General features: G+C 35.8%; 22 protein-coding genes and 1 other annotated feature. Of the genes, 2 read left to right on the top strand and 20 right to left on the bottom strand.

All coding sequences use genetic code 11. From position 1 onward, the window contains the following. Nucleotides 1-3: 3 nt before the first annotated feature. The gene (locus BUB90_RS10440; RefSeq protein ID WP_242952523.1) at nt 4-936 is read right to left on the bottom strand and encodes an ABC transporter permease; all 933 of its coding nucleotides are present in this window, start codon (nt 934-936) and stop codon (nt 4-6) included. 315 nt (nt 937-1,251) lie between these two features. Between BUB90_RS10440 and BUB90_RS10435 the strand changes: the two genes are divergently transcribed. Then, nucleotides 1,252-4,578, top strand: coding sequence for a GH36-type glycosyl hydrolase domain-containing protein (locus tag BUB90_RS10435; RefSeq protein ID WP_073287255.1), 3,327 nt, complete (start codon nt 1,252-1,254; stop codon nt 4,576-4,578). 111 nt (nt 4,579-4,689) lie between these two features. On the opposite strand, the gene BUB90_RS10430 is transcribed toward BUB90_RS10435, so the two are convergent. The 8 genes from BUB90_RS10430 to rpmG all read right to left on the bottom strand — a co-directional run bounded on the left by BUB90_RS10430 (nt 4,690) and on the right by rpmG (nt 9,575). Beyond that, entirely contained in the window at nt 4,690-5,463 is a 774-nt protein-coding gene (locus tag BUB90_RS10430) for an endonuclease/exonuclease/phosphatase family protein (protein ID WP_073287252.1), read from the bottom strand. Between the two features lie 231 nt (nt 5,464-5,694). Continuing rightward, nucleotides 5,695-6,060, bottom strand: a complete 366-nt coding sequence (gene rplL / locus BUB90_RS10425; protein WP_073287249.1) for a 50S ribosomal protein L7/L12 — start codon at nt 6,058-6,060, stop codon at nt 5,695-5,697. 96 nt (nt 6,061-6,156) lie between these two features. Beyond that, a complete protein-coding gene (rplJ, locus tag BUB90_RS10420) occupies nt 6,157-6,651 on the bottom strand; it encodes a 50S ribosomal protein L10 (protein WP_073287246.1) in 495 nt (164 codons plus the stop codon). A gap of 110 nt (nt 6,652-6,761) precedes the next feature. After that, nucleotides 6,762-6,900: a sequence feature (ribosomal protein L10 leader region), on the bottom strand. A gap of 319 nt (nt 6,901-7,219) precedes the next feature. Next, complete coding sequence (gene rplA, locus BUB90_RS10415; RefSeq protein WP_073287243.1) at nt 7,220-7,912, bottom strand: 50S ribosomal protein L1; 693 nt, start codon at nt 7,910-7,912, stop codon at nt 7,220-7,222. A gap of 190 nt (nt 7,913-8,102) precedes the next feature. Next, a complete protein-coding gene (gene rplK / locus BUB90_RS10410; RefSeq protein WP_073287239.1) occupies nt 8,103-8,528 on the bottom strand; it encodes a 50S ribosomal protein L11 in 426 nt (141 codons plus the stop codon). An 86-nt stretch (nt 8,529-8,614) separates the two neighbouring features. Continuing rightward, on the bottom strand, nt 8,615-9,133 hold the full coding sequence (gene nusG / locus BUB90_RS10405) for a transcription termination/antitermination protein NusG (protein WP_073287235.1): 519 nt from the start codon (nt 9,131-9,133) through the stop codon (nt 8,615-8,617). A gap of 11 nt (nt 9,134-9,144) precedes the next feature. Beyond that, nucleotides 9,145-9,360, bottom strand: coding sequence for a preprotein translocase subunit SecE (secE, locus tag BUB90_RS10400; RefSeq protein WP_073287232.1), 216 nt, complete (start codon nt 9,358-9,360; stop codon nt 9,145-9,147). 65 nt (nt 9,361-9,425) lie between these two features. Further along, on the bottom strand, nt 9,426-9,575 hold the full coding sequence (gene rpmG, locus BUB90_RS10395; RefSeq protein WP_040893796.1) for a 50S ribosomal protein L33: 150 nt from the start codon (nt 9,573-9,575) through the stop codon (nt 9,426-9,428). Between the two features lie 364 nt (nt 9,576-9,939). On the opposite strand from rpmG, the gene BUB90_RS10390 reads away from it, so the two are divergent. Next, entirely contained in the window at nt 9,940-11,217 is a 1,278-nt protein-coding gene (locus tag BUB90_RS10390; protein WP_073287229.1) for a hypothetical protein, read from the top strand. 148 nt (nt 11,218-11,365) lie between these two features. On the opposite strand, the gene BUB90_RS10385 is transcribed toward BUB90_RS10390, so the two are convergent. From BUB90_RS10385 to BUB90_RS10335, 11 genes are all read right to left on the bottom strand, one after another. Then, the gene (locus BUB90_RS10385) at nt 11,366-12,943 is read right to left on the bottom strand and encodes a response regulator transcription factor (RefSeq protein WP_084139192.1); all 1,578 of its coding nucleotides are present in this window, start codon (nt 12,941-12,943) and stop codon (nt 11,366-11,368) included. Nucleotides 12,944-12,993: 50 nt separating this feature from the next. Continuing rightward, the gene (locus tag BUB90_RS10380; RefSeq protein ID WP_073287223.1) at nt 12,994-14,085 is read right to left on the bottom strand and encodes an HD-GYP domain-containing protein; all 1,092 of its coding nucleotides are present in this window, start codon (nt 14,083-14,085) and stop codon (nt 12,994-12,996) included. A 160-nt stretch (nt 14,086-14,245) separates the two neighbouring features. Beyond that, nucleotides 14,246-15,037 (bottom strand): RnfABCDGE type electron transport complex subunit B, encoded by a 792-nt coding sequence (locus tag BUB90_RS10375; protein WP_073287220.1) that lies wholly within the window; start codon nt 15,035-15,037, stop codon nt 14,246-14,248. Between the two features lie 12 nt (nt 15,038-15,049). Next, complete coding sequence (gene rsxA, locus BUB90_RS10370; RefSeq protein WP_073287215.1) at nt 15,050-15,625, bottom strand: electron transport complex subunit RsxA; 576 nt, start codon at nt 15,623-15,625, stop codon at nt 15,050-15,052. Continuing rightward, nucleotides 15,626-16,342, bottom strand: a complete 717-nt coding sequence (gene rsxE, locus BUB90_RS10365) for an electron transport complex subunit RsxE (protein ID WP_073287212.1) — start codon at nt 16,340-16,342, stop codon at nt 15,626-15,628. Between the two features lie 11 nt (nt 16,343-16,353). After that, the gene (locus BUB90_RS10360; protein ID WP_073287209.1) at nt 16,354-16,998 is read right to left on the bottom strand and encodes an RnfABCDGE type electron transport complex subunit G; all 645 of its coding nucleotides are present in this window, start codon (nt 16,996-16,998) and stop codon (nt 16,354-16,356) included. Continuing rightward, the gene (locus tag BUB90_RS10355; protein WP_073287206.1) at nt 16,991-17,929 is read right to left on the bottom strand and encodes an RnfABCDGE type electron transport complex subunit D; all 939 of its coding nucleotides are present in this window, start codon (nt 17,927-17,929) and stop codon (nt 16,991-16,993) included. The genes BUB90_RS10360 and BUB90_RS10355 overlap by 8 nt, the downstream gene beginning before the upstream one ends. A 99-nt stretch (nt 17,930-18,028) precedes the next feature. Next, entirely contained in the window at nt 18,029-19,348 is a 1,320-nt protein-coding gene (rsxC, locus tag BUB90_RS10350; RefSeq protein WP_073287202.1) for an electron transport complex subunit RsxC, read from the bottom strand. 488 nt (nt 19,349-19,836) lie between these two features. Continuing rightward, on the bottom strand, nt 19,837-20,460 hold the full coding sequence (locus BUB90_RS10345; protein WP_073287199.1) for a TetR/AcrR family transcriptional regulator: 624 nt from the start codon (nt 20,458-20,460) through the stop codon (nt 19,837-19,839). Between the two features lie 209 nt (nt 20,461-20,669). Continuing rightward, entirely contained in the window at nt 20,670-20,930 is a 261-nt protein-coding gene (gene spoIIID / locus BUB90_RS10340; protein ID WP_073287194.1) for a sporulation transcriptional regulator SpoIIID, read from the bottom strand. A gap of 75 nt (nt 20,931-21,005) precedes the next feature. Then, nucleotides 21,006-23,174 (bottom strand): methyl-accepting chemotaxis protein, encoded by a 2,169-nt coding sequence (locus BUB90_RS10335; RefSeq protein ID WP_073287191.1) that lies wholly within the window; start codon nt 23,172-23,174, stop codon nt 21,006-21,008. Between the last annotated feature and the right edge of the window lie 260 nt (nt 23,175-23,434).

Below are 23,434 nucleotides of genomic sequence, written 5' to 3'. Positions count from 1 at the left end.
TTACTAGAATAACGCACTATCCGGTTCAATTTTACGGACAATCCAGTTAATACCGAGTACAAGTATCAATCCAAACACTGACTGATAAAGACCAACGGCAGCACTCGACGAGAAATTAAATGATCCAACTAAACTTCGGTAAACATAAGTATCAATTACGTCAGTAGAATGATACAAAATAGAATTGGTACCGATCAAGTTATAGAATAGATCGAAGGAACCTCTTAAAATTCCACCTAAACCGAATAACATTAACAATATGAATGTTGGTTTCATAAGCGGTAGCGTTATAAGCTTGATTCTTTGGAAACGACTTGCTCCATCAATGTACGACGCTTCATAAATTTCACTACTTATACCTGTTATAGTAGCCATATAAACAATCATTCCGTAACCTGTAGTTTTCCAGATGTAGAAAAATACAATTATGAATTTCCAAACCCAAGGTGTTGAGTAAAAGGAAAATCTCTCACCACCAAAATTAACAAGTATGGAATTAATAAAACCATTATCAAAGTTAAAGAAATTATATGCGAATACACCAACCACTACATATGAGATAAAGTGTGGAAGTAAAATAACTGATTGAGAAACTTTCTTAAATCTCTTTCTTGTTATCTCAGAAAGCATTATCGCAAGTGCGATTTGAATTGTATGACTTAAAACCAAAAACACTACATTATAAAGCAGCGTATTTTTTGTAATCCTTAATAAGTCGCCATTCTTAATTAAAAACTCAAAATTCTTAAAACCTACAAAATCACTACCAAAGATACCTTTGTTAGGGTTATAATTTACGAATGCTACATATGCACCTGGCATCGTAACATAGGAAAAAATAATGAAATAAACAATTGCGGGTAATAGCATTAAAAATAATACCCAATTCCTTCGTATTTCTTTTCCGAAAGCATGAAAACCTTGTTTCGTCTTCAATATATCCCTCCGTTCCTTCCTCTTTTTAAATTGTTTTTTGAAATTGGAAACGTTTTTATTCGTTTTGATAGATTTATCATAAATTATACTGACGGTTTTGTCAATATGTTATTTATATTAAAATAAAAAGTTTTTTTTTATACATATTGCATAATATTATTCGCTTGGAATTATATTGCATTTGATTTTCCATAATTTTATATGCAAATATTTTTGTAGTTTTCATTAAATTCATTGACTTATTGTCACTTTTCTTATATACTTTGAATGAAATTGGAAATGTTTTCACCCGTTTTCATTTAAGGAGGAAATCACATGACACACAAAAACACGCCCACTCCTATCACGCTAAAAAACAGTAACAGTACATTTTCTTTCTTAGCTAGTGGAGATACTTTCGAATGGATTCACGATTCAGTAATGATAAATGATTTTCATGGAACCAATACTGACGGATCTTCTAACAACATATACCTTCGTATATATGAAGAAAATTCCGTTCATTCTTACCCATTAATCGGTGTTCATTCTAACAGTACTATAGAAGCAAGCGATACAAACCTTCGTTTTACTGGTACTGCAAAGGATATTAAATACACAGTTACATTCCGCCTCACTCCATTTGGAATCTGGTTCTGGGATATCTCACTTTCAGGAGAATGTCAAAAAGCAGATGTTATATATTCACAAGATATTGGCGTTGCGTCTGCAGGAAGTGTTGCATCAAACGAACTATATACCGCACAATACCTAGGACACAGTGTTTTCGAAGGAAATAATGGCTACGTCATCTGTTCTAGACAGAACATGAGCCAAGGAGGTACGAATCCATATTTACAACAAGGTAGTATTAATATTAATACAAACGCCTACTCAACAGATGGAACCCAGTTCTTCGGTTTATCTTATAAAAAGACAAATGTTCCCGAGGCACTGAACGGTAATCTACCAAATGTAAATAAACAGTATGAACTTTCACACATTGCACTGCAGACCGAAACTTTCTCCGTTAATGGAAATAAAGAATTTTCATTCTACGGTATATGCAAAGCAAACCATCCAGAAGCAATAAAGGAAATCGAATACGTACAAGAAATAAATGATGCGTATTCATACAACATTACAGGAGAGTTTGTTACTTCCCCAGTTCCCACTCCTATAATCGGCGCCCCTTTTGCTTCTCCAGAATGGAATATGCAACAAATTAACGAACAGTTCCCCAACCGTCGTTTAGAAGAGATAGATAAAGACACATTATATTCATTCTTTACCCCATCAAATGGTCATGTAGTATTACAATCTAAAGAATTAGTTTCCGAACGCCCTCATGGACACATTCTTATGACCAATTTTGATATGACAAAAGTTCCTACTGGTGTTGTTAGTTCCACCAACTACATGTATGGTGTATTCAACAGTCAATTCGTAGTTGGAAACACAACAAACAATAAGCTTCTTTCTAACCACAGAGGTCTTTTAAACGTTCAAAAGAATAGTGGTCAACGTATCTTCGTTAAAATCGATAGTACGTATCGCCAACTTACATTACCTGCAGCATACGAGATGGAGGTATCCGGCAGCACTTGGTACTATCAAATCGAAGATGACATCTTAGTAGTTTCATCCTTCGCGACATTTGACCGTCCTGAAATTGTTTTACAGGTACGTTCTACTACAGGTAAAGCCTATGACTTTATTGTTTCCAACCAAATCACAGCTGGACCAGACGAAGTAGGACAAAGTTTTGAATTAGAGCAAGAAGATTCTATGCTAATTATTAAACCTTCAAAAGATTGCTATACAAGATCATATTATCCAGATTTAAACTTCCGTATTCGCATTCCTGAAGGTAGCCAAGTATCTGATGACCGAGTTTTCTATAACAATTTAGCTATGGATCCATCCATCATAACTATTAACATCAATCAAAAATCTGATTTTGAGATAGTTTTACAAGGTTCAGAAAACAACGATGCACCAGCTTTTGAAGATTCTTATGATTTCAACACAAACAAGGCATCTTATGATGTATACTACAACGAACTGGCTAGTAATTTCAAACTAAGCACTAGCGACGCTAACAACATAACAGCAGACAAACTAAATGCAACAATGCGTTGGTATTCGCACGATGCATTAATACATTTTGCCTCTCCACATGGTTTAGAACAATCCGGAGGAGCTGCTTGGGGTACACGTGATGTATGCCAAGGACCTGTAGAATTCTTCTTAACAACAGGACATAATTCTATGGTTCGTGACATTCTAATGCACTTGTTTGCTCACCAAATCGATGAAGTATTCGAATGGCCACAATGGTTTATGTTCGATCGCTATCCTATTCACCAAGAAGATTGCCACGGAGACGTTGTATTCTGGCCTTTAAAAGCCGTAAGTGACTATATTAATACATCTGGTGATACTACAATCTTAGATGAGGTCGTAGATTATCGTAGCGGTTCTAAAGGCACTCCTGTAGGAAAAGCGGAATCTATATTAGAACATATCAAACGAGCTGTTGAAACAATTCGTAAACGCTTCTTACCAGGTACTTCATTAATCTCTTACGCTGGCGGTGACTGGGATGATACATTACAACCTGCTAACAAACACTTAAAAGATAACTTAGTCAGCGCATGGACACAAGCGCTTGCACAGCAAACACTTGACTTGTTAAGCAACTCTGTTGTTGCAAAAGACGAAGTTTTTTCAAAAGAACTTAGCCAGATGGCTACAGATATCAAAGATTCCTTCTATCGTTATCTAATTAAGGATGGCGTTATTGCCGGTTTCCTATATCGTGAAGCAGACGGCACTTCAAAGGTTATGTTGCATCCAGATGACACGGAAACCTCAATCCAATATAGACTTTTACCTTTGACAAGAAGTATTATTGCGGAACTTGCCAACCCTGAATTAGCTGCTATTAACGTTGCTATCATAGACAAATACCTCGCTTGTCCTGACGGCATACGTCTAATGGATCACCCAGCAAGCTACGAGGGGGGTATCAGTAAGATATTCTTACGCGCTGAACAAGCAGCGAATATCGGAAGAGAAATTAGTTTACAGTACGTTCACGCACATATTCGTTACATTGAAGCAATGGCTACACTTGGGAAAGCGGATAAAGCTTGGAAAGCTCTTATGCAAATCAATCCTATCCTCATTACCGAATCCGTACCAAACGCATTAACGCGTCAAAGCAATGTTTACTTCAGTAGTTCAGAAGGTTGCTATAATGATCGTTACGAATATGCAGCTAACTTTAACAAGTTAAAAGATGGTTCCATCGCTGTAAAAGGTGGTTGGAGATTATACTCAAGCGGTCCAGGAATTTATCTCAGAAGAGTGATTGCTAATTTACTTGGTATTCGTTTTACCAATGATTCACTTATTATCGACCCAGTAATTGATAACGAATTAAACGGACTAAGCTTCACTTATACATGCTTTGGAAAGACTGTTACTTTTGTATATCATACAAATAGCCAAACCGATACTCCTTGTATAAAAATCAATAACGAAATTGTATCTTCAAAACCATATAGCAATAGTTACCGTAATGGTGGAGTAACAATCAAAAAAGATGTTTTCTTAAAAGCAACAGAATCGAATAACGAACTTCACATTTTTCTTTAATTTATTAATTAAATAACTTGTTTACACATCACAAAAGGCTGTACAAAATAATTTGTACAGCCTTTTTACCAAATAAGTTCTTAACCATTCAATTACTTAGTTCTACAAACTTTACTCATCTATATCTACGCAAACCGGATAATGATCAGACAGATACACTCCTGCTTCACATTCTGTCCACATGGTACACTCAGAACATGTAACCCCATCTGTAACTACAATATAATCAATCTTTTCAGCTGGCTGCATTCTTCCATAATCATGGAAGGTTCCATCAATATCAGATGTAAGATCTGATAAACAACCCTCTTCACTCATCATACGGATTTCTTTTGCATCTGGATACGCATTAAAGTCACCCATAAGAATCATCTCAACCTTGCCATATCCTGCACGCTGTTTTGCCTCTTCTACAGCCTTCATATGCTTTAGAATCTGTTGCATTCCGAGTACTCTAGCTTCACTCGCTTCATGGTCAAGATGTGTGTTAATAACATAGTAAAAACGATTTGACTTAAGATCTTGTAAAAACAACGTTGTGCAAGTCCTAGGGCAAAAACTTTGTATCTCGTATCTTGAACCTGGAACTTCTGGAGTTTCTGACATCCAAAATGTATCCATGGATATTAATTGAAATCTGTCTTTTCTAAACGCCACACACATCTGCTCATTTTCTAGCTTTGCATCTCTACCACAACCCAATATGTAATACTCGCTTAAATTATCTTTTAGCCATTCTGCTACATGAGGTAACACCTCTTGAAATCCGATAATATCAGGTTTTTCTTGTTGTAATTTTTTTAAGATAAGAGGCTTACGAAATTGAAACGAATTCTCTTCATCTTGATTATAATCACATCGTATATTAAATGTAACAACTCTCATTCTTACTTTCCTCCATTGTATTATATCTGATAGCTTTCACCACTCTTATTATACTATTTTTCAGCACGATATTCTATACTTTAGACATAAAACTTCACCTATTACAAAAAAGAATACAAGTTCTCTTGCACGCAAAAAGAGCCATGCTTACACATGACTCTTTTTTTCATCTCTATAATTTGTAACAATAAAAAATTCGCAAAGCGTATTTCTATTGTTTGATACGCAAAATTATTTAAGAGTAACTTTAGCGCCTTCAGCTTCAAGTTTAGCTTTGATATCGTCAGCTTCTTCTTTAGTTGCGCCTTCTTTAACCATTTTAGGAGCTCCATCAACTACTTCTTTAGCTTCTTTTAATCCTAATCCAGTTAATTCACGTACTACTTTGATAACTTTAACTTTGTTTGGACCACATTCAGTTAATTCTACGTTGAATTCTGTTTGTTCTTCAGCTGCTTCAGCACCAGCTGCAGGACCTGCTACTACTACACCAGCAGCTGCAGATACACCAAATTCTTCTTCACATGCTTTAACTAAATCGTTTAATTCTAATACTGATAAGCCTTTAATAGCTTCGATAAATTCTTGAGTTGTCATTTTATTTACCTCCAATAATTAATTGTCTATTTTTATTTTTCTGTGATAATATATCACGCTGCCTGCTTAGCAAGCGATTGTACAATATTGTACTTATTACGCAACTTCTTCGTTCTTTTCAGCGATTTGCTTAAGAACACGAGCGAAGTTTGTAATTGGTGATTGTAAGCTTCCAAGTAAGTTGGAAATAAGAACTTCTCTTGAAGGAATGTTTGCAACAAGCTTAACGCCTTCTGCATCATAGTAAGTTCCTTCAACTACACCACCTTTGAATTCAAGTGCTGGAGCTGTCTTAGCTACATTGTTAAGAATTCTAGCTGGAGCTGTTGCATCTTCAATACCAAATGCAATCGCTGTAGGTCCTTCTAAATGTGAAGCTAATTGAGCGAAGTCTGTTCCTTCGAAAGCTCTGTTTAACATAGTGTTTTTGTATACTTTGTATACAACACCAGCTTCTCTTAACTGTTTACGAAGAGCTGTATCTTGTTCAACAGTTAATCCACGATAATCAACTAAGATAGCTGATTTCGCATCTGCTACATATCCTTTGATTTCGTCAACAATAGGTTGTTTGATTTCTACCTTTGCCATTTTTGCGTACCTCCTTATAGATTTGATGAAGAATTAAAACTTAACTAAATAGCTATGAATTAGATTCTCCAAGGCACCGCCGTTAAACATACTCACCCACTTAAAGTGTGGGTATCATCAAGAAAGCCTCTCTATCAAAGACAGAGAGGCTATTATAAGTCATCGTATGATTATCTTATATTCCTCGGTAGGCGTTTTCTCCTTATGCCTTGCGGCACCTACTGTCTTCGGCAGTTCTGATTCGTTTTTCGAACCTCATTCATAGTATCAGATATTTAGTGTCGTGTCAACATTATTTTGCATTTTATTTCTTACAATTTTTTCATGCTATTCAATTTGAATTTAATCATTCTTGACATTATATCCGAATTGAGGTTAGATACATTAGCAGTATCAAGAATAGCCTCACATAACGCCGTAATAGCCCCATTAACGTCATCAATTAATTAGGACGTATATTTGTCGCTTTCGAGATATTCTCTGCTTTCGCTTTGATTTCAATATATGACAAAAAAACCATTACATTATGAATACTCACAATGTAATGGTTCTTTCTATATGGCAATTACTAAGCTAATTTACCAGTGTTTAATTTAACTCCAGGACCCATAGTTGAAGAAAGTGTAACACTCTTCAAGTATTGTCCTTTTGCAGATGCTGGTTTCGCTTTGTTAATTGCACCCATAAGCGTTTGGAAGTTGTCCGCTAATTGTTCTTCTGTAAAAGAAGCTTTTCCCACTGGCACGTGGATAATGTTTGTCTTATCAAGTCTGTATTCAATCTTACCTGCTTTAATATCGGCAACAGCTTTTGTAACATCCATTGTAACAGTTCCAGCTTTAGGGTTAGGCATTAAACCTTTTGGTCCAAGTACACGACCAAGACGACCAACAACACCCATCATATCAGGAGTAGCAACAACAACGTCGAAATCTAACCAACCATCGTTTTGGATTTTTGGTACTAATTCGTCGCCACCAACATAATCTGCTCCAGCTGCTTCTGCTTCAGCAACTTTGTCGCCTTTAGCAAATACAAGAACTTTAACAGTTTTTCCAGTTCCGTGAGGTAATACAACCGCACCACGAACTTGTTGGTCAGCGTGACGTCCGTCAACACCAAGTCTGATATGAGCTTCTACTGTTTCATCAAATTTAGCAACAGCTGTTTTCTTTACTAAATTAATTGCTTCTGCTGCATCATAAAATGTAGCTCTGTCGATGAGCTTAGCAGCTTCTGCATACTTCTTACCTTTTTTCATTCTATTAACCTCCTAGTGGTAGTATCGGGAGTTAACCCTCCCACGATAAATATCTTTGCCGTATGAAATCTTTTTATTGCTTAAAAACATCGGTTAATGGTTTCTTAAAAGTAGTTGTTGACATACAAACTTGTACGACAATTATATAACAACTATTACAACAAAACGTTATAATACTTATTCTCTATACTTAGTCAACTACAGTAATACCCATACTTTTTGCAGTTCCTGTGATCATACTGATCGCTGCATCTAAAGTAGCTGCTGTTAAGTCAGGCATTTTAAGTTCTGCGATTTTTTGAACTTCTGCTTTTGTAATAGTAGCAACTTTAGTTTTATTAGGAACACCTGAACCTGATTTAATGTTACAAGCTTTCTTTAATAATACAGCTGCTGGAGGAGTTTTAGTAATAAAGCTAAAACTTCTATCTGCATATACTGTGATTACTACTGGAATAATCATACCTTCTTGATTTGCAGTTTTTGCATTAAACTCTTTCGTAAATTGTACGATATTTACTCCGTGCTGACCAAGAGCTGGACCAACTGGTGGAGCTGGTGTAGCCTTTCCAGCAGGGATTTGTAATTTAATATATCCTGAAACTTTCTTTGCCATTATAGCATACCTCCTGAATAATGTGGTGTTCGCGGGAATATCCCTCCCACTATCTAGTATTTATTGTATCCTAGATGTTACTTCATTTACATTTTTTTAATTTCTGTGAAACTAATCTCAACAGGTGTCTCTCTACCAAACATATCAACATTAATAGTGACAATTTGTTTGTGACTGTTAATTGACTTAATGATACCTGTTGTTCCTTCCCATACGCCTGATGTTACTTCTATTACATCACCAAGCTCTAGATCGATCATGATTTCTTCAGAATTCTTAATTCCCATACTTTGCATCTCTGCATCAGTTAAAGGAACCGGTTTTGATCCTGGTCCAACAAATCCTGTTACCCCTCTGGTATTACGTACTACATACCAAGTGTCATCATTCATCTCCATATTAAGAAGAACATAACCCGGAAACATTTTCTTTTGAACCTGTTTCTTCACACCATTCTTAACTTCAATTACGTCTTGCATAGGAACGGAAACTTCAAGTATTTGATCCTGGAGTTTTCTGTTTTCGATTGTTTTTTCAATGTTGGCTTTTACCTTGTTCTCGTAACCTGAGTACGTATGAACAACATACCAATTCGTTTCTGACATACACTCACCCTTTATCCTATTTTAAGAATCTGTTCTATGCCATATTGAATAGCTACATCTAATATAGCTATAACTACTCCAAGAACTACCGAAATAGTTACTACTGCTGCAGATTGTTTTGCAAGTGTTTGTTTGTCTGGCCATATAATCTTCTTAAATTCAGATTTTACGCCTTTAAAGAAACTTTTCTTTGGAGCATTTTCTGTATTGTTTGCAGTATCTCCCATGCTTTCACTTTCCTTTCTGCAATACAAAGTATATTACTTTGCATGTAACGGATAATTAGACATAATTACTTAGTTTCTTTGTGTAATGTGTGTGATTTACAGAATCTACAATATTTCTTAGTTTCCATTCTGTCAGGATGTGTTTTCTTATCCTTTGTCATGTTATAGTTACGTTGTTTACATTCTGTACATGCCAATGTGATTTTTACGCGCACGACTTCCACCTCCGCTAAATTTCGTTTTCTTTTGATTGTTTCGTGTAATAATCTGTTACAGATTATCACGAATATCAGTTTTTAGGCATAAAAAAAAGACCTCTTCCATCGCTAGTCTAATATAGCATAAAGAAAACGTCCCGTCAACATTTTTTTCAATATGGGTATAATTTCTTACATGAAAAAAGGTGTTTGCTCCGAATATTTTCCATATGCTATCGACAATTTAATTTCTTCATATTATAATGAAGTAAGACACTCAATTTTCACACATATAAATATTATATATATTAGTAACTGTTCGGTTGCTAATTTTAATTTTTACTAACATATGAAATCATACCACTAAGGAGGTGACTGTTCAATGGTAACATCTACATATAATTATCTCGCGGCGAACTACGAATCACAAAGACCTGTTCGTTACACATCCCATAAGACTAGCGAGTTACACAGGATCTATAATAATATTGTACGTATCAGCAAACAGTCTCCCCTATATCTATTAGATGTTTCTCTCGAGCGTCAAACCTACGCTTTGAATGTAAAAGATGCCGCAATGTCTCTATATACATTGTTAGATAACTTTTCAAAAGATGATGAATCTTCTATATTTAATGAAAAGAAATCCGTATCTTCTAATGAAGACGCTGTATCTGCTACTATTATTAGTGATAATGTGCCTACATTACCAACCGAATTCAACATACAAGTTATGCATCTAGCTACTAGTCAAACGAATGTATCCAATTCCTTTCGTCCTGATAAACAGCAATTGCAAGCAGGTACCTACCAATTTTCCATCGATATAGAAGACAGTACCTATAATTTCAAACATAAAGTAACTGCTGGATCAACTCACCAAGAAATCATCAAGCAGCTATGTAAGCGGATTAATAAATCCGAAATCGGAGTTCATGCCTCCGAATATATAGAACAGAATTCAAACGAACTTAGAATAGTTCTCGAATCTGATTCCACTGGTAATTCGGGTGCTCCATTATTCACGCTTCAAGATAATGTGTACGTAGGAGGACGTGGCATTGTTGAATATTTTAACTTAAACCAGATTTATCAACCTTCAACAAGTGCTAAATTCCAGATAGATGGTAAAGCCAAGGAATCTTTATCGAATCAATTTACCTTTAATAAATCATTAACTGTTTCGCTACATGCAATCACAGATTCACCAGTACATATATCATATGCTCCTAACTCAGATAAGATTGTTAAAGAACTGGAAACGATAACAGATAGTTATAACTACTTGCTTTCACTTGCAAGCGAACACGCTTCTAATCAACGGCGTGCTAACAAGTTAATCTATGAATTAGATTCCATCACCTATCGTTATATGAATGATCTAGAGTCCTGTGGGATTACACGAGAAGAATCTGGTGAATTATCTATTGATTCCTTTATAGCTCTTCAAGCTGCGACGGATGGTACGGTTAAAGATTTGTTCACTAATCCAGATAAAATAACCGCAGACTTGCTTGAGCAAACGAATCAGGTAACAATCAATCCTATGGACTATCTCGATCAAAAGATCTGTACCTATCCTAACTATAGATCTCATCACTATCCTAATCCATATCTCACTTCTGTATACAGTGGGATGCTCTTTAATTATTATTGTTAAGGTCACATCAGCTATAAAGCAAGAATATAACAGTAAAAAGGCAATCTTTCAAATGGTTTATGTGCAAAGCTTGGATAAATAATATCCGTGGAGCCTACATCCCCCATGAAGATTGTCTTTTTCAACTCCCCTTTTATTTGTCTATCTCCTATTTGTCTATCTTATACTTAACACTATCCCTGAAGTCTGATGGTGATATTCCAACTACACTTCTAAATATCCTACTAAAGTAATTAGGATCTTTATATCCAACCATTATCCCTACTTGCTTAATGGGTTGATCTGAAGTTTGTATAATATCTTTGGCCCGGTTAATTCGTAGTGTTGTTAGGTACTCCACAAATGTCTGATTCGTCTCATCTTTAAATATCTTACTTAGATATTGAGAGCTTACCCCAACTCGTTTAGCAATCTCTTCTAATGTAATATTTTTGGTATATTCTCCATCAATAATATTAATTGCATCACTAACCGCTTTCGTATATAGGCGATTTTGATCTACTTGGCTATATTGAATGTATTCAAATGTCTGGTGTGCCCAAGATTTAAGTTCAGATATTGGTATGTTGCTTACAGCCAAAAGATATTCCGTAAAGTTATCTTGTGAATATGCTTCCCAATCAAAACCAGTCATTGTATGACGTGTAAGTACTAACAGCTCAATAATCTTACTCTTTCTTACTTCTTCACAAAAATGATCTATGCAATCTAGCAAATGGTTTAGATAATTTGAACTCTCTCCATCTTTTAAGCGTAATGATGTAAGATATTTGCGTTCCAAATCCTTGTATAGATTACCATAATAAGATTCGCTATCCTGTATGCCACTAGTATCAAGAAGATTTTTCATCTCTAGTAAATTACGGATTGAGTCTTGGTAGGAAGCATAGATATTAATCATTTCTTCCACTTTTCCAATTCCTATATATACGTCAATTAGAAATTTCATCTTAATCTCTTTTGCTATGGTTTTTAACAGTTCTTTTAGTTTACTATTATTATTCTCCGTCTCTTCACAAAGATAAGATACATATAATACAATATGTCTATTAATCTTGGGGCCGACTACAAATCGGAAAATCCCCCCATCATACTCATGTATGCATTCATATATCTGCTGAAGAATTGTCTGCTTGTTAATCAGTTTCATATCATCTGATTCTAACTCCATATTAACCATGCAGCCTTTCAAACTAACCCCTAATAACTCTACATATTTCTTAATATCTCTACTTGATAATTTGCTAAAAAGTACGGTATATATATAACTATATTCTATATATTGCTTCGCCTCTTGATATTCCGTTGTAACACTACAAATCTTTTGTTTGTAATGATTCATTCTTACAATCTCCTCAAGACAAAGACGAATAGCATCACTAATTTCGTTATCATTCGCTGGTATTATAATATAATTGTCAACTTTTAGCCTTATCGCTTCCTGCGCGAACTCAAGGTAACTAAACTCTGACAATACCAGAATTCGTGTATCAAAATTCTTTTGTCTTACCTTCTTAATCGCCTCTAAACCATTAACCCCAGTAAGTTTAACATTAATTATTGCAACATCAATATCCGAATTCTCTTTCCCTAAAATCTCAATTACCTCTCTTGACGAACCTACAATGTCCGTAATCTGACAATTTCGGTAATCTCTATTAATGATACCTCTTAATTGATCTACATATTCTATATCTCGCTCTGCAATAAGTACTTTATACATCATAATCGCCTCCAAAAAAAGGGCATTGCTCACCACAATTCCCTTATTTAGTATTAACCAACTTGTTTCGATTTATCATCTATAATATAATCAAATTCATCTTCGGCAATAACAATATTCAATTCAATCATCAAGTTAACATCATACATCTCTTTCTTTGAACCATCAGCTTCAGCGAAGATTCTCACTACAGGTCTAAGAGGCATTCCCGGATTCTGTTCTTTTACAATTCCAACTCTTCCATCTGTTAACTTTACCTGTGTTCCGTTCGGATACACTGCAATTAGTTGCAGAAATCTACATACTAAATCCGTATCGAACTTTGTTCCACAATACTGCATTAACATATCCATAGCTTGCTTGTTTGACCATTTTGGTCGATAACAGCGCGTCGAAGTTAGCGCATCATATACATCAGCAATTGCTACAATTTTAGAAAATTGGTGCAACTCGTCTCCTTTTAGCCCCCTTGGGTAACCGGTGCCATCGATATGCTCATGATGTGTAAGAGATATAATTCTTGATAATTCTGATAATGAATCGCAACTCTTTAATGCATTGTATCCTAATAAAGTATGTTTTTTAACATATTCATATTCTTTGTCAGTCAGCTTGCCTTCTTTGAACATAATATCATGATCAATATAGATTTTCCCGATATCATGTAATATTGTACCTATAGCAAGTCGTTTCATCATTTCTATTTTATATCCAAGTCGTTGAGCAAGTAATAAAGCGTACACTGTTGTACTTACTGAATGCGTATATGTATATTCATCTGCTGCTCCAATATCGTTCAAACTAATAAGAACATCTTTATTTTGCATAATCTCCTCAATTACTAAATCAATGCTTTTTTCTATACCCTCTACTTGGATTTTACCTCTATTAGTGAAATCTTTGAATGTATTTCTTATTGTTTCTTTACAAATATTACGTGTTTTCACAGTTAACACATCCGGAACATCAATTCCTTCACTTATTGTATCTTCTATATAGATTTCACTTATTCCCAATCGATTAAGACTTTTTATATATCTTCCTAGATTATTAGTACCCTCCGCTAAGATTAAGCGTCCCTCATTATATATCGGCCGAGCCAAAACCATATCTGATTGTATTTGTGACGTTGATATTAATCTCATGCTATTTCTCCTATATATACAGTCACCATGTATAATAACTGGTGACTGTACATTAATGAGCCCTCCGCTACACTTTCATATAGCTGTCTCAAATCTCTAACTATACCTTTTACAAAGTCTAACAACCTTGTAAAACGCACTGCTTTATAAAGGATTTAGTTTACACAATTACCTTTACCGGACATTTTTCCGCGCATTTTCCACAATTCGTACATTTATTATAATCAATATGGGCAATATTATCAACTACAGAAATCGCATCATCTTCACAATTTTTAACACAGATCATGCAGCCAATACATCCTGCCTTACAAGCAAGTTTTACTTCCTTACCTTTGTCCTTAGAATTACAACGAACTCGATATTCTGATTTATAAGGAACGAATTCGATTAAATTATTAGGACATTCCTTAATGCACTTTCCACAAGCTACGCATTTTTCTTTATCTACAACTGCAATACCATTTACAACATGTATTGCATCGAATGAGCACGCTTTGATACAGCTACCATATCCCATACAACCATAAGAACACGTTTTATCCCCTTTACCAGGAATCAACGCAACTTTCTTACAATCCGCAATTCCATAGTAATTATATTTCACATTTGTTTTATCACAGGTACCTGCGCACTTAACAAAGGCTACTTGCTTTTCTTTTTCTTCATTTTCAACGCCCATAACATCGCTAATTAATTTGGCTTGTTCTGCCCCAGCTACTGGACAGGCGTTAGTAGGCGCTTCTCCAGCTGCAATCGCTTTCGCTAATGCATCACAACCTGCAAATCCGCAACCACCACAGTTATTGCCTGGTAGTAGATCTCTAATCTGTAACTCCTTCTCGTCTACCTCTACTTTAAACTTCTCTCCAGCAAGGCCAAGAAGAAGACCTATTATTAAACCAGTAACACCAACAATTAGTGTTGCTACGATAATTCCTTCTATACTCATATCTTTGCCCCCCTATAGTAATCCTGAAAATCCAAAGAAGGCGATAGCCATAAGACCTGCTGTAATTAATACAATCGGTGAGCCTTTGAAGGATTTTGATATGTCGTTATGTTCATTTCGTTCACGGATACCTGCCATAATTACAATCGCTATTGTAAAGCCAACCGCTGTTCCAAACCCATTCACAACACTTGTTATAAAATTATATTCTTTCTGTACGTTAATTAAAGCAACACCAAGAACTGCACAGTTTGTTGTAATTAAAGGAAGATATACACCAAGTGAATTATATAGACTTGGACTAATCTTCTTAAGTACCATCTCAACAAATTGTACTAAGGCTGCAATTACTATAATAAATACAATTGTCTGCATGTATGTCAGGTTTGCTGGTACTAAAATAAAATCATAGATTAAACTTGTGAAGGCAGATGCAATGGTAATTACGAAGATTACTGCCCCTCCCATACCTGCTGCTGTCTCAACTTTCTTCGATACACCAAGGAATGGACATAGTCCTAAGAACTGACTTAAGACAACATTATTAACTAAAGCTGATCCAATCAATATAATAATTAGTTCTTTCATCTACTTTTGTTCCCCTTCCTTTTCCTTCGATAGCGTCTCACGGTTAGCCACACAATCAGCACCATGGCAATTACTACAGTTGCCACCACATGCAATTGTATCTTCTTTTCCTTCTCCATTCGTTGCAGAAGGTGCTTTTAGTTTGTTTTGAATTGCCGTTAACATTGCAAGTACAAAAAATGCACCTGGTGCTAAGACAAAGATTGTTGCTGGTTCATAAGAACTAGGCATAATATTAGCATTGAAGATAGAACCATTACCAATGATTTCTCTAAATGTACCGATTAATGTTAGGCCTACTGTGAATCCTAGACCCATTCCCATACCATCAAAGATAGACAATCCTACCGAATTCTTAGATGCATAAGACTCTGCTCTACCTAAGATAATACAGTTAACAACGATTAAAGGAATGTAAATTCCCAATGTATCATATAAAGATGGAATATATGCTTGTAACACGAACTGTACAACTGTAACGAAGGAAGCAACAACCACAATATAAGCTGGCATTCTTACGCTGTCAGGTATCATTTTACGCAACATAGAAATCAACATGTTCGACATAATTAATACTACTGTTGTTGTTAGTCCCATTCCCATACCATTCATAGCTGAGGTAGTTACTGCTAATGTTGGACACATACCAAGCATTAACACGAAGGTAGGGTTTTCTTTGATAATACCATTAAATAAACGTTCCATATACTTATTCATTCCCACACCCCCTATTGAAATAAGCAGTTCTTAGTAAAACAAATTCCTGCATTCACTGCCCCTGTTACTGCTTTTGTTGTAATTGTTGCACCACTAATTGCGTCAATTTCGTTGTCTTTCGTTGCTCCAACTTTCGTATATTCGAATTGATCAACATTCTTATCTTTGAATTGATTCTTGAATTTACTTTCTGCTGCTTTCATTCCAAGACCAGCAGTCTCACTTATTGAGAGAATCTCCATACCTGTTACCGTTCCATCCATACGAATACCAATTGAGACTTTAATATCTCCACCATACCCATTTGATGTTATAACATTCATTACGTAACCAATTAAGGAATCAGAGGAATCATGCGCTTCTAATGTTTCACTAATTGTAATACCGGAAAAATCAGCTCCTCCCGTAATTGTAGCATCGGATAATACCTCAGAGGATTTCTCTACAGCGGCAGTTACCGTATCGCTTTCTATGAAGGATGTCGCATCAGTAAATACCGTCTGATATGCCCTCTGCTTAGTTTCTTGTTCTTGCTTTTTAATTGGATCTTTTGTTATCTCATATACAAAGCCCAGTAGCACCCCTGCTACTAAGGTTATACAAAACAATTTCAATGCATCTTTAATAATCGTGTTCTTTGCACTTGTTTTACTCATGTCTTGCACGCTCCTTCCCAAATGGTGTTGGTAGCGTAACCTTCTCAATCAATGGTACTAAGAGATTACAGAAGATAATCGCATAAGAAACACCTTCGGCAGAACCACCGAATAATCGGAAAATCCCTGTGAATACACCAAGTAAGATACCAAATATAATCTGACCCATTGGTGTAATTGGGCTTGATACATAATCCGTCGCCATAAAGAAAGCACCAAGAATTAAACCGCCACCAAAAAGATGTGTTAATAAGAAGGTTGTATCAAATCCTTCTCCACCAAAGATCAAGATGAAGAGCATAAAACTTCCTATATATGTGAAAGGAATGCGAAGTGATATTACTTTTCTTAAAAGAAGATATGCTGCTCCAAGTAATAGCGCAAGAACAGATGTCTCTCCAATTGTACCCGCAATGTTTCCTAGAAACATTGTTGTAACAGATGCTGTCTCTTCACCGCTCTTAAGTAGTGCAAGTGGTGTAGCTCCTGATACTCCGTCATATGTAAACGTTGTCATTCTTCCAGTGAAGGATATTAATAAGAAACATCTAGCCGCTAATGCTGGATTCATAAAGTTCTGTCCTAATCCACCATATAATTGCTTAACAACTAATATTGCAAACACACCACCAATGATTGGTATCCATAAAGGAACCGTAGATGGTAGATTCAATGCTAGTAACAGACCAGTTACAAGTGCACTGAAGTCCGATGTTGTAACTTTTTTATGCATACATTTTTGGTATATATACTCTGTTAATACGCATGTTGCTATAGTTACTATTATGATTAATAATGCTTTCAAACCGAAATTAACAATCCCAGCTATACTGGCTGGAACCAACGCAAGTGCCACATCTCGCATAATTATGCTTGTAGAATCCTTACTTCTCACATGTGGTGATGCTGATACATTCAACAAATCGTTCACGATTTTGCACCTCTCATTTCATTTTCTATATTCATATCATAGCTATGGTAACAAAGGCAGCGTCGTCAATTTCTCCACGCAGTCCACTTGTTTACTACACTACTTCTTTCTACTATCTAAGACACTTCTTCTTGTCTGTTTAAATGCTTGCGTTAATCTACGCTTAGCTGGACATACATAGGTACAACAACCACATTCATAACATTCCATACCATTCATCTTTACAAAACCTTCTTCATCAAAATGCTCTGCATATTCAAGCATCTTCTGAGGAATTAATTTACTTGGACAGGCTTGTACACAACGTCCGCACCTGATACACGCTGTAGGTTCCTGTTCTGCTACCTCGTCTTTTGTCATACAAAGAAGTGCGGATGAGGTCTTCGTTACGGGAATATCTAATGAGAATAATGCAATTCCCATCATCGGTCCACCAGATACAATCTTTTCTGGCTTTGCAACAAATCCTCCTACTGCTTCTACTAACTCTCTATAGTTAGTTCCTGTTTTCACATTTACGTTACATGGATCCTTTATTGCATCGCCTGTAACCGTAATAATTCTTCTCATAAGAGGTGTGGATTCGCATACAGCCATATATATTGATATACACGTATCAATATTGTTAACGACGCAACCAACATCAGCAGGAAGCATTGTGGAATTTATCTTTCTTCCTGTAGACATATAGATTAATTGGCGCTCTGCACCTTGTGGGAACTTGGTTTTAAGAACTTTAACTTGGATTTTCTCTTCATCCTTAACTAGTTCTTCTAACTTCTTAATTGCTTCTGGCTTATTATCTTCCACTGCAATAATACCCTTAGCATTCTCAAATAACGCTAGGATTACTTTTAAGCCTTCAACAATCTTACTAGTCTCTTCCATCATCATACGATAATCAGATGTAAGATAGGGTTCACACTCTGCTCCATTAACGATTACATAATCAATCTTACTATCATCTTTTGGCGTGATTTTAACATGCGTAGGAAATCCTGCCCCACCCATACCTACAAGGCCAGCATCCTTTACAATACTACGTATTTCTTCCTTGGATAACGTAGTATAATCGCGTTTATGCCCAATAGACTGAATCGACTCATACTTATCATCATTTTTTACAACTATTACCGTTTCTTTGTTTCCAGATACAACAAGTCGCTTCTCAATTGCCTTAACAGTACCGGATACAGAGGCAATTACATTCACCGATACATAACCTTGCGCCTCTCCTATGATTTGCCCAGCCAAAACTCGATCTCCAACTGCTACTACAGGTTTTGCAGGTGCCCCAATATGTTGAGACATTGGATATACTAGTTCTCCCTTTGGTAGTACCACTTTAACAGGCTTATCCTTTGACAATTCCTTGCCTTCATAAGGATGTATTCCACCTTTAAATGTTGACAATGACATTCTTATTCCCTCTTTTCCTTTATTGTAAAACGGATTTTTTTTACTAACAAGCTTTATTTCCTGCTTTCACTAGTATTGAAAACAATATGTATATTATAATAAAATTTTACTTTATATTCAATAAATGTTATTTATTTAGCAATGTTTTGTTGGAATAAGTCATAATTTATTTCATTTTGTTGAAAGCGCATACAAAGGAGCCTTGTCTACTAAATATTAATATATCTAATAAACAAGACTCATATTATCGTTATAACACGCACTTTTTACGAATTCTATTCCTTGTTCTCTTATAGTAACAAAAACACGTCTTTGTACAATGTGGCGGTTGCACCCATACTTCATAACTATCTATTTCACGAACATAAAGTTGAACAGCATAAAGTGATACACGTGTCCCATGTCAGGCTAATAAAAAAGCTCCTTAAAGAGCTAATCCAATATGTACCCACTTATATTACAGATTCTATCATATTCTACCAAAAGTGTCAAATAGTATTCCTTAAAGGCTTCAACAGTAAATTCAACGATTCTTGAAAGTATTCTGCACCTGATCTGTTATGCTCTTGTATATAATGCTGCTCCCTTGGTATTACTCGTTGTGCTAATCCCCATACCAGCATTAGTATCGTATCTATCTCATCAAAAGATTCCTTGTTTTTTTGTATGCTTCCATCCCTTATCCCTTCATTATAGTAACTAAAAGCAGGACTCCTATATACATTATTGAAGGAAACATACGCATCTGCTTCTTCACTATCTGGGTATACATCCGTAAATACTTGGTCAAATTCATCAAGAAAACGAACCTTCTCTGGATTTTCCATCATTGTCTTAGCCATGGCTTTCAAATACAATGCAAGCTTATCATATCCCTTCATACTATCCGTTACTTGATCTTCAATTGAGAATTCATGTAATTCAACTATAATATCCTTGGCAATATAGAAGGATATGGCTTCCTTGCTGACAAAATGCCGATATAAGGTACTCCTACCTATGCCAGCCTGCTTTGCTATGTGCTTCATCTCCGTCTTCTGCATTCCCTGTTGTAAAAACAGTTCTCTCGTAACTTCTATTACTCTCTTATCAACTTCATCAAGTGTTCTCATACTTTCCCCATTCCTGCATTCTGGTTTCGCGTCTCCCTAATATTTCTTTTGATATCGAGGAGAACATCGACTTAGGTCTATAGTACTAATTCTAGGTTACTTTATCATTATAGGAACATACCACTCACCTTGTCAAGGTACACCTAATTTACTAATACATAAGAAAGAGCCATCATACCAAGATCCCTTAGTACAATAGCTCTTATAAATTATCTTTCTCCTACTCTGTGTAGGTATTTCTCTCTTGTTGCAAGACCACCTCGAATATGTCTCTCTGACTTGTTCAAATCAAGCACAATACGTGCTCGTTCGGCAAGAGCGCGATTAATGAATGGAAGTCGTTCCGTTACGTCTTTATGTACCGTTGATTTGGAAATCCCAAATTTCTTTGCGGTTTGCCTTACTGTTGCATTGTAATCGATAATATAATTTGCTATATCGACTGCTCGCTCTTCTATGTACCCTTTCAAGAGGAGTCCCCCTAGTAACCTTGTTTTTACAATCTATGCTTACTATAAGAATTTTATGCAACGCTTATTATATAATTAAGACGTAACTTGGAACGCTCCAACAATCTCATCTAAATCGTTAGAGGAATACTCTAACCCCTCTAAAACTTTCTTTAATTTCTCCACTTGTTTCATAATATCCTGAATCCTATCTTTCGCCAATTGATTGCTTTCTTCTCCAATCCGAACGCTCCTTTCACTCTTGCTAGCCATGTCAGATATGCTACTACTAACTTCCATTATGACTGCATTCTCATCTTCCATAATATCTAGAATTGTTGCTATACTGTTTGATACGTCAACAACCAGTTCAACTGCTTTCGTACTTTCTTTTGTACTCTTAACGCTTACTTTAACTTTCTCATCAATCACCTCGATATTAGAGTTCGTATCACCGATTTCTTCTTGAATCGCACATATCAATCCTTCAATCACTTTGGTTGCTTCTTGCGTGTCTGTTGATAACTTCTTAATTTCTTCTGCTACAACTGCAAATCCGCGACCTGCATCTCCTGCTCTTGCTGCCTCAATCGAAGCATTTAATGCAAGGAGGTTCGTCTGATTACTAATACTTGCAATCGTGCTTACGATATTCGTAATCTGTTGTGATTTTTCTTCTAATTGACCAATACTTGTTACGGCCTTACCCATAGCAGATTCCAACTCATCAATAGACAATAATACCTGCTTCGTTACGTCCTTGGCAGAATCAGCAGCCTCGCTAGTACTTGCAGTCTTACTTTGAATCTCTCTCATCATAGTTTGAAGTCCTTCGTTTTTCTGGAAGGAATCTGCTATCTTTAATACTTCTGTCTGTGTATTACGAAACAGCGTGTTTTGCTCAATGGAATTATTTGTTAACACATTAATCGTATCTTCGATACTAGCGATACTTCCCTCTATTTTCTTAGATGCTCTTGTTACCCTTTTTATAGCATGCTGTTCTGACCTAACAGAATTCCCAACTCGACGTATCATATACATCTGATTGCTTATAAACTTATTAAACCATCTGCCCAGTTCACCTATTTCATTTGGCGCATTAATTGTTACACGTTTGGTAAGGTCTCCCTCTCCTTCTGCTATATTTCTTAGAATTTTAACTGTGTTATTAATAGGCTTAACAATGAACTTCTTGGTTAATATGTACATAGCTAGTGATACAACTCCTATATATATCACCCCTGTTATTGCAGTTGTAAGATATTCTCCCACTAGCAAACTAATTACAGCAATAATAGCGGTTATGAATGCCATACTAAGTGGCATAATTCTAGATAATCCATGAAACTTATAAATCTCGGCAATATCCCCCTCGCACATCATTCCCCATACTTCATCGGAATAAGGTGGTATAACTTTCGTCCCCTTACCACCAACTAAGATGTGACGATAGTCTGGGTATCCCGGCCAACAATCAAGGTTTTCACCTTTATCTATAGTTGCTTGCACTCCAGGATGAAGTTCATTCGTTGCCGGATCAGTAAAACGTATCTCAAACTCCGTATGTTCCTTAATCTGAACCGTTCCCCATCTCGAAGTTTTAACTCCATCTTTTAAATTCTCGCCATGAGTAAATGTCCGATCTTCGAATCTGCTTCTTGATATGGCAGTTCCAGACAATATTCCTCTATTATTCCGAATCATAAAGAGGTAGTTATCTCCTGATTCTTTATATACATGTGTATCCTCTTCCTGTATCACATTAGACATATCATCATTGAGTATTCTTACATAGAGAGTATAGTCCGTACCATTATTCTCAAACGGAGAAGAAAACATCAAGGTCACTTCATCAACAAATAACTTATTCTCAGCTTGAATGCTTACTGTCATCTTGTCGCAATAAGGTCCATACATATATCGTTCCTTATTCTTTGCTTTTTCATAATTTGGAAAGCTACTATAATCCTTACCGTTATGAGGAGTAAAGGAAGATACAATAGCAATCCCCTTCTCATCCACGATGAATATTTCCAGAAAGTCTTCGTATCGATTTTGCACATCTGCAATAATCTCTTCAAAAGCCTCCCGCTCATCTGAGGATGATCGCAATGACTTCTCAATACTCTCAATCTGCCTCCATTGATCCTTAAACCAATTATCTAACGCTTTCTTTCTACCATTGGAAATTCCTTCGAACACCGACTCTGATTGCCGATGTAGTCCACGATTACTTAGATATCTCATCTTTTCTTTTAGCATAATCCTTGCACATCCCCATTTGTAAGTTTAGTTTTTTGAAGCATAATGAGCTAATTATATTGTCGAATCATACGGATGTCAATTCTTTCAAATAATACCTAACAATCATAATTTTCATATGCTTATTTGCTGTATATACTGATTACTTTAGTTAATAAAATAAATGGATAATTTGCTGTAGACGAAGCTGGGAGTTTCTTATATGATTATACTATTGTAGTATTACGCATTAAGTAAATACCTTGTTAAATGCTACTTAT

Origin of the sequence: Anaerosporobacter mobilis DSM 15930 (genome assembly GCF_900142955.1) — a bacterium.
Classification (GTDB): domain Bacteria; phylum Bacillota; class Clostridia; order Lachnospirales; family Lachnospiraceae; genus Anaerosporobacter; species Anaerosporobacter mobilis.
The sequence above is the reverse complement of the archived record's forward strand: the minus strand, read 5'-3'. Positions and strand labels throughout refer to the sequence as shown.

Coding starts and splice junctions, on each gene's coding strand:
- BUB90_RS10435 (WP_073287255.1), top strand. CDS start 1,252: ATGACACACAAAAACACGCCCACTCCTATCACGCTAAAAAACAGTAAC.
- BUB90_RS10430 (WP_073287252.1), bottom strand. CDS start 5,463: ATGAGAGTTGTTACATTTAATATACGATGTGATTATAATCAAGATGAA.
- rplL (WP_073287249.1), bottom strand. CDS start 6,060: ATGACAACTCAAGAATTTATCGAAGCTATTAAAGGCTTATCAGTATTA.
- rplJ (WP_073287246.1), bottom strand. CDS start 6,651: ATGGCAAAGGTAGAAATCAAACAACCTATTGTTGACGAAATCAAAGGA.
- rplA (WP_073287243.1), bottom strand. CDS start 7,912: ATGAAAAAAGGTAAGAAGTATGCAGAAGCTGCTAAGCTCATCGACAGA.
- rplK (WP_073287239.1), bottom strand. CDS start 8,528: ATGGCAAAGAAAGTTTCAGGATATATTAAATTACAAATCCCTGCTGGA.
- nusG (WP_073287235.1), bottom strand. CDS start 9,133: ATGTCAGAAACGAATTGGTATGTTGTTCATACGTACTCAGGTTACGAG.
- secE (WP_073287232.1), bottom strand. CDS start 9,360: ATGGGAGATACTGCAAACAATACAGAAAATGCTCCAAAGAAAAGTTTC.
- BUB90_RS10390 (WP_073287229.1), top strand. CDS start 9,940: ATGGTAACATCTACATATAATTATCTCGCGGCGAACTACGAATCACAA.
- BUB90_RS10385 (WP_084139192.1), bottom strand. CDS start 12,943: ATGATGTATAAAGTACTTATTGCAGAGCGAGATATAGAATATGTAGAT.
- BUB90_RS10380 (WP_073287223.1), bottom strand. CDS start 14,085: ATGAGATTAATATCAACGTCACAAATACAATCAGATATGGTTTTGGCT.
- BUB90_RS10375 (WP_073287220.1), bottom strand. CDS start 15,037: ATGAGTATAGAAGGAATTATCGTAGCAACACTAATTGTTGGTGTTACT.
- rsxA (WP_073287215.1), bottom strand. CDS start 15,625: ATGAAAGAACTAATTATTATATTGATTGGATCAGCTTTAGTTAATAAT.
- rsxE (WP_073287212.1), bottom strand. CDS start 16,342: ATGAATAAGTATATGGAACGTTTATTTAATGGTATTATCAAAGAAAAC.
- BUB90_RS10360 (WP_073287209.1), bottom strand. CDS start 16,998: ATGAGTAAAACAAGTGCAAAGAACACGATTATTAAAGATGCATTGAAA.
- rsxC (WP_073287202.1), bottom strand. CDS start 19,348: ATGTCATTGTCAACATTTAAAGGTGGAATACATCCTTATGAAGGCAAG.
- BUB90_RS10345 (WP_073287199.1), bottom strand. CDS start 20,460: ATGAGAACACTTGATGAAGTTGATAAGAGAGTAATAGAAGTTACGAGA.
- BUB90_RS10335 (WP_073287191.1), bottom strand. CDS start 23,174: ATGCTAAAAGAAAAGATGAGATATCTAAGTAATCGTGGACTACATCGG.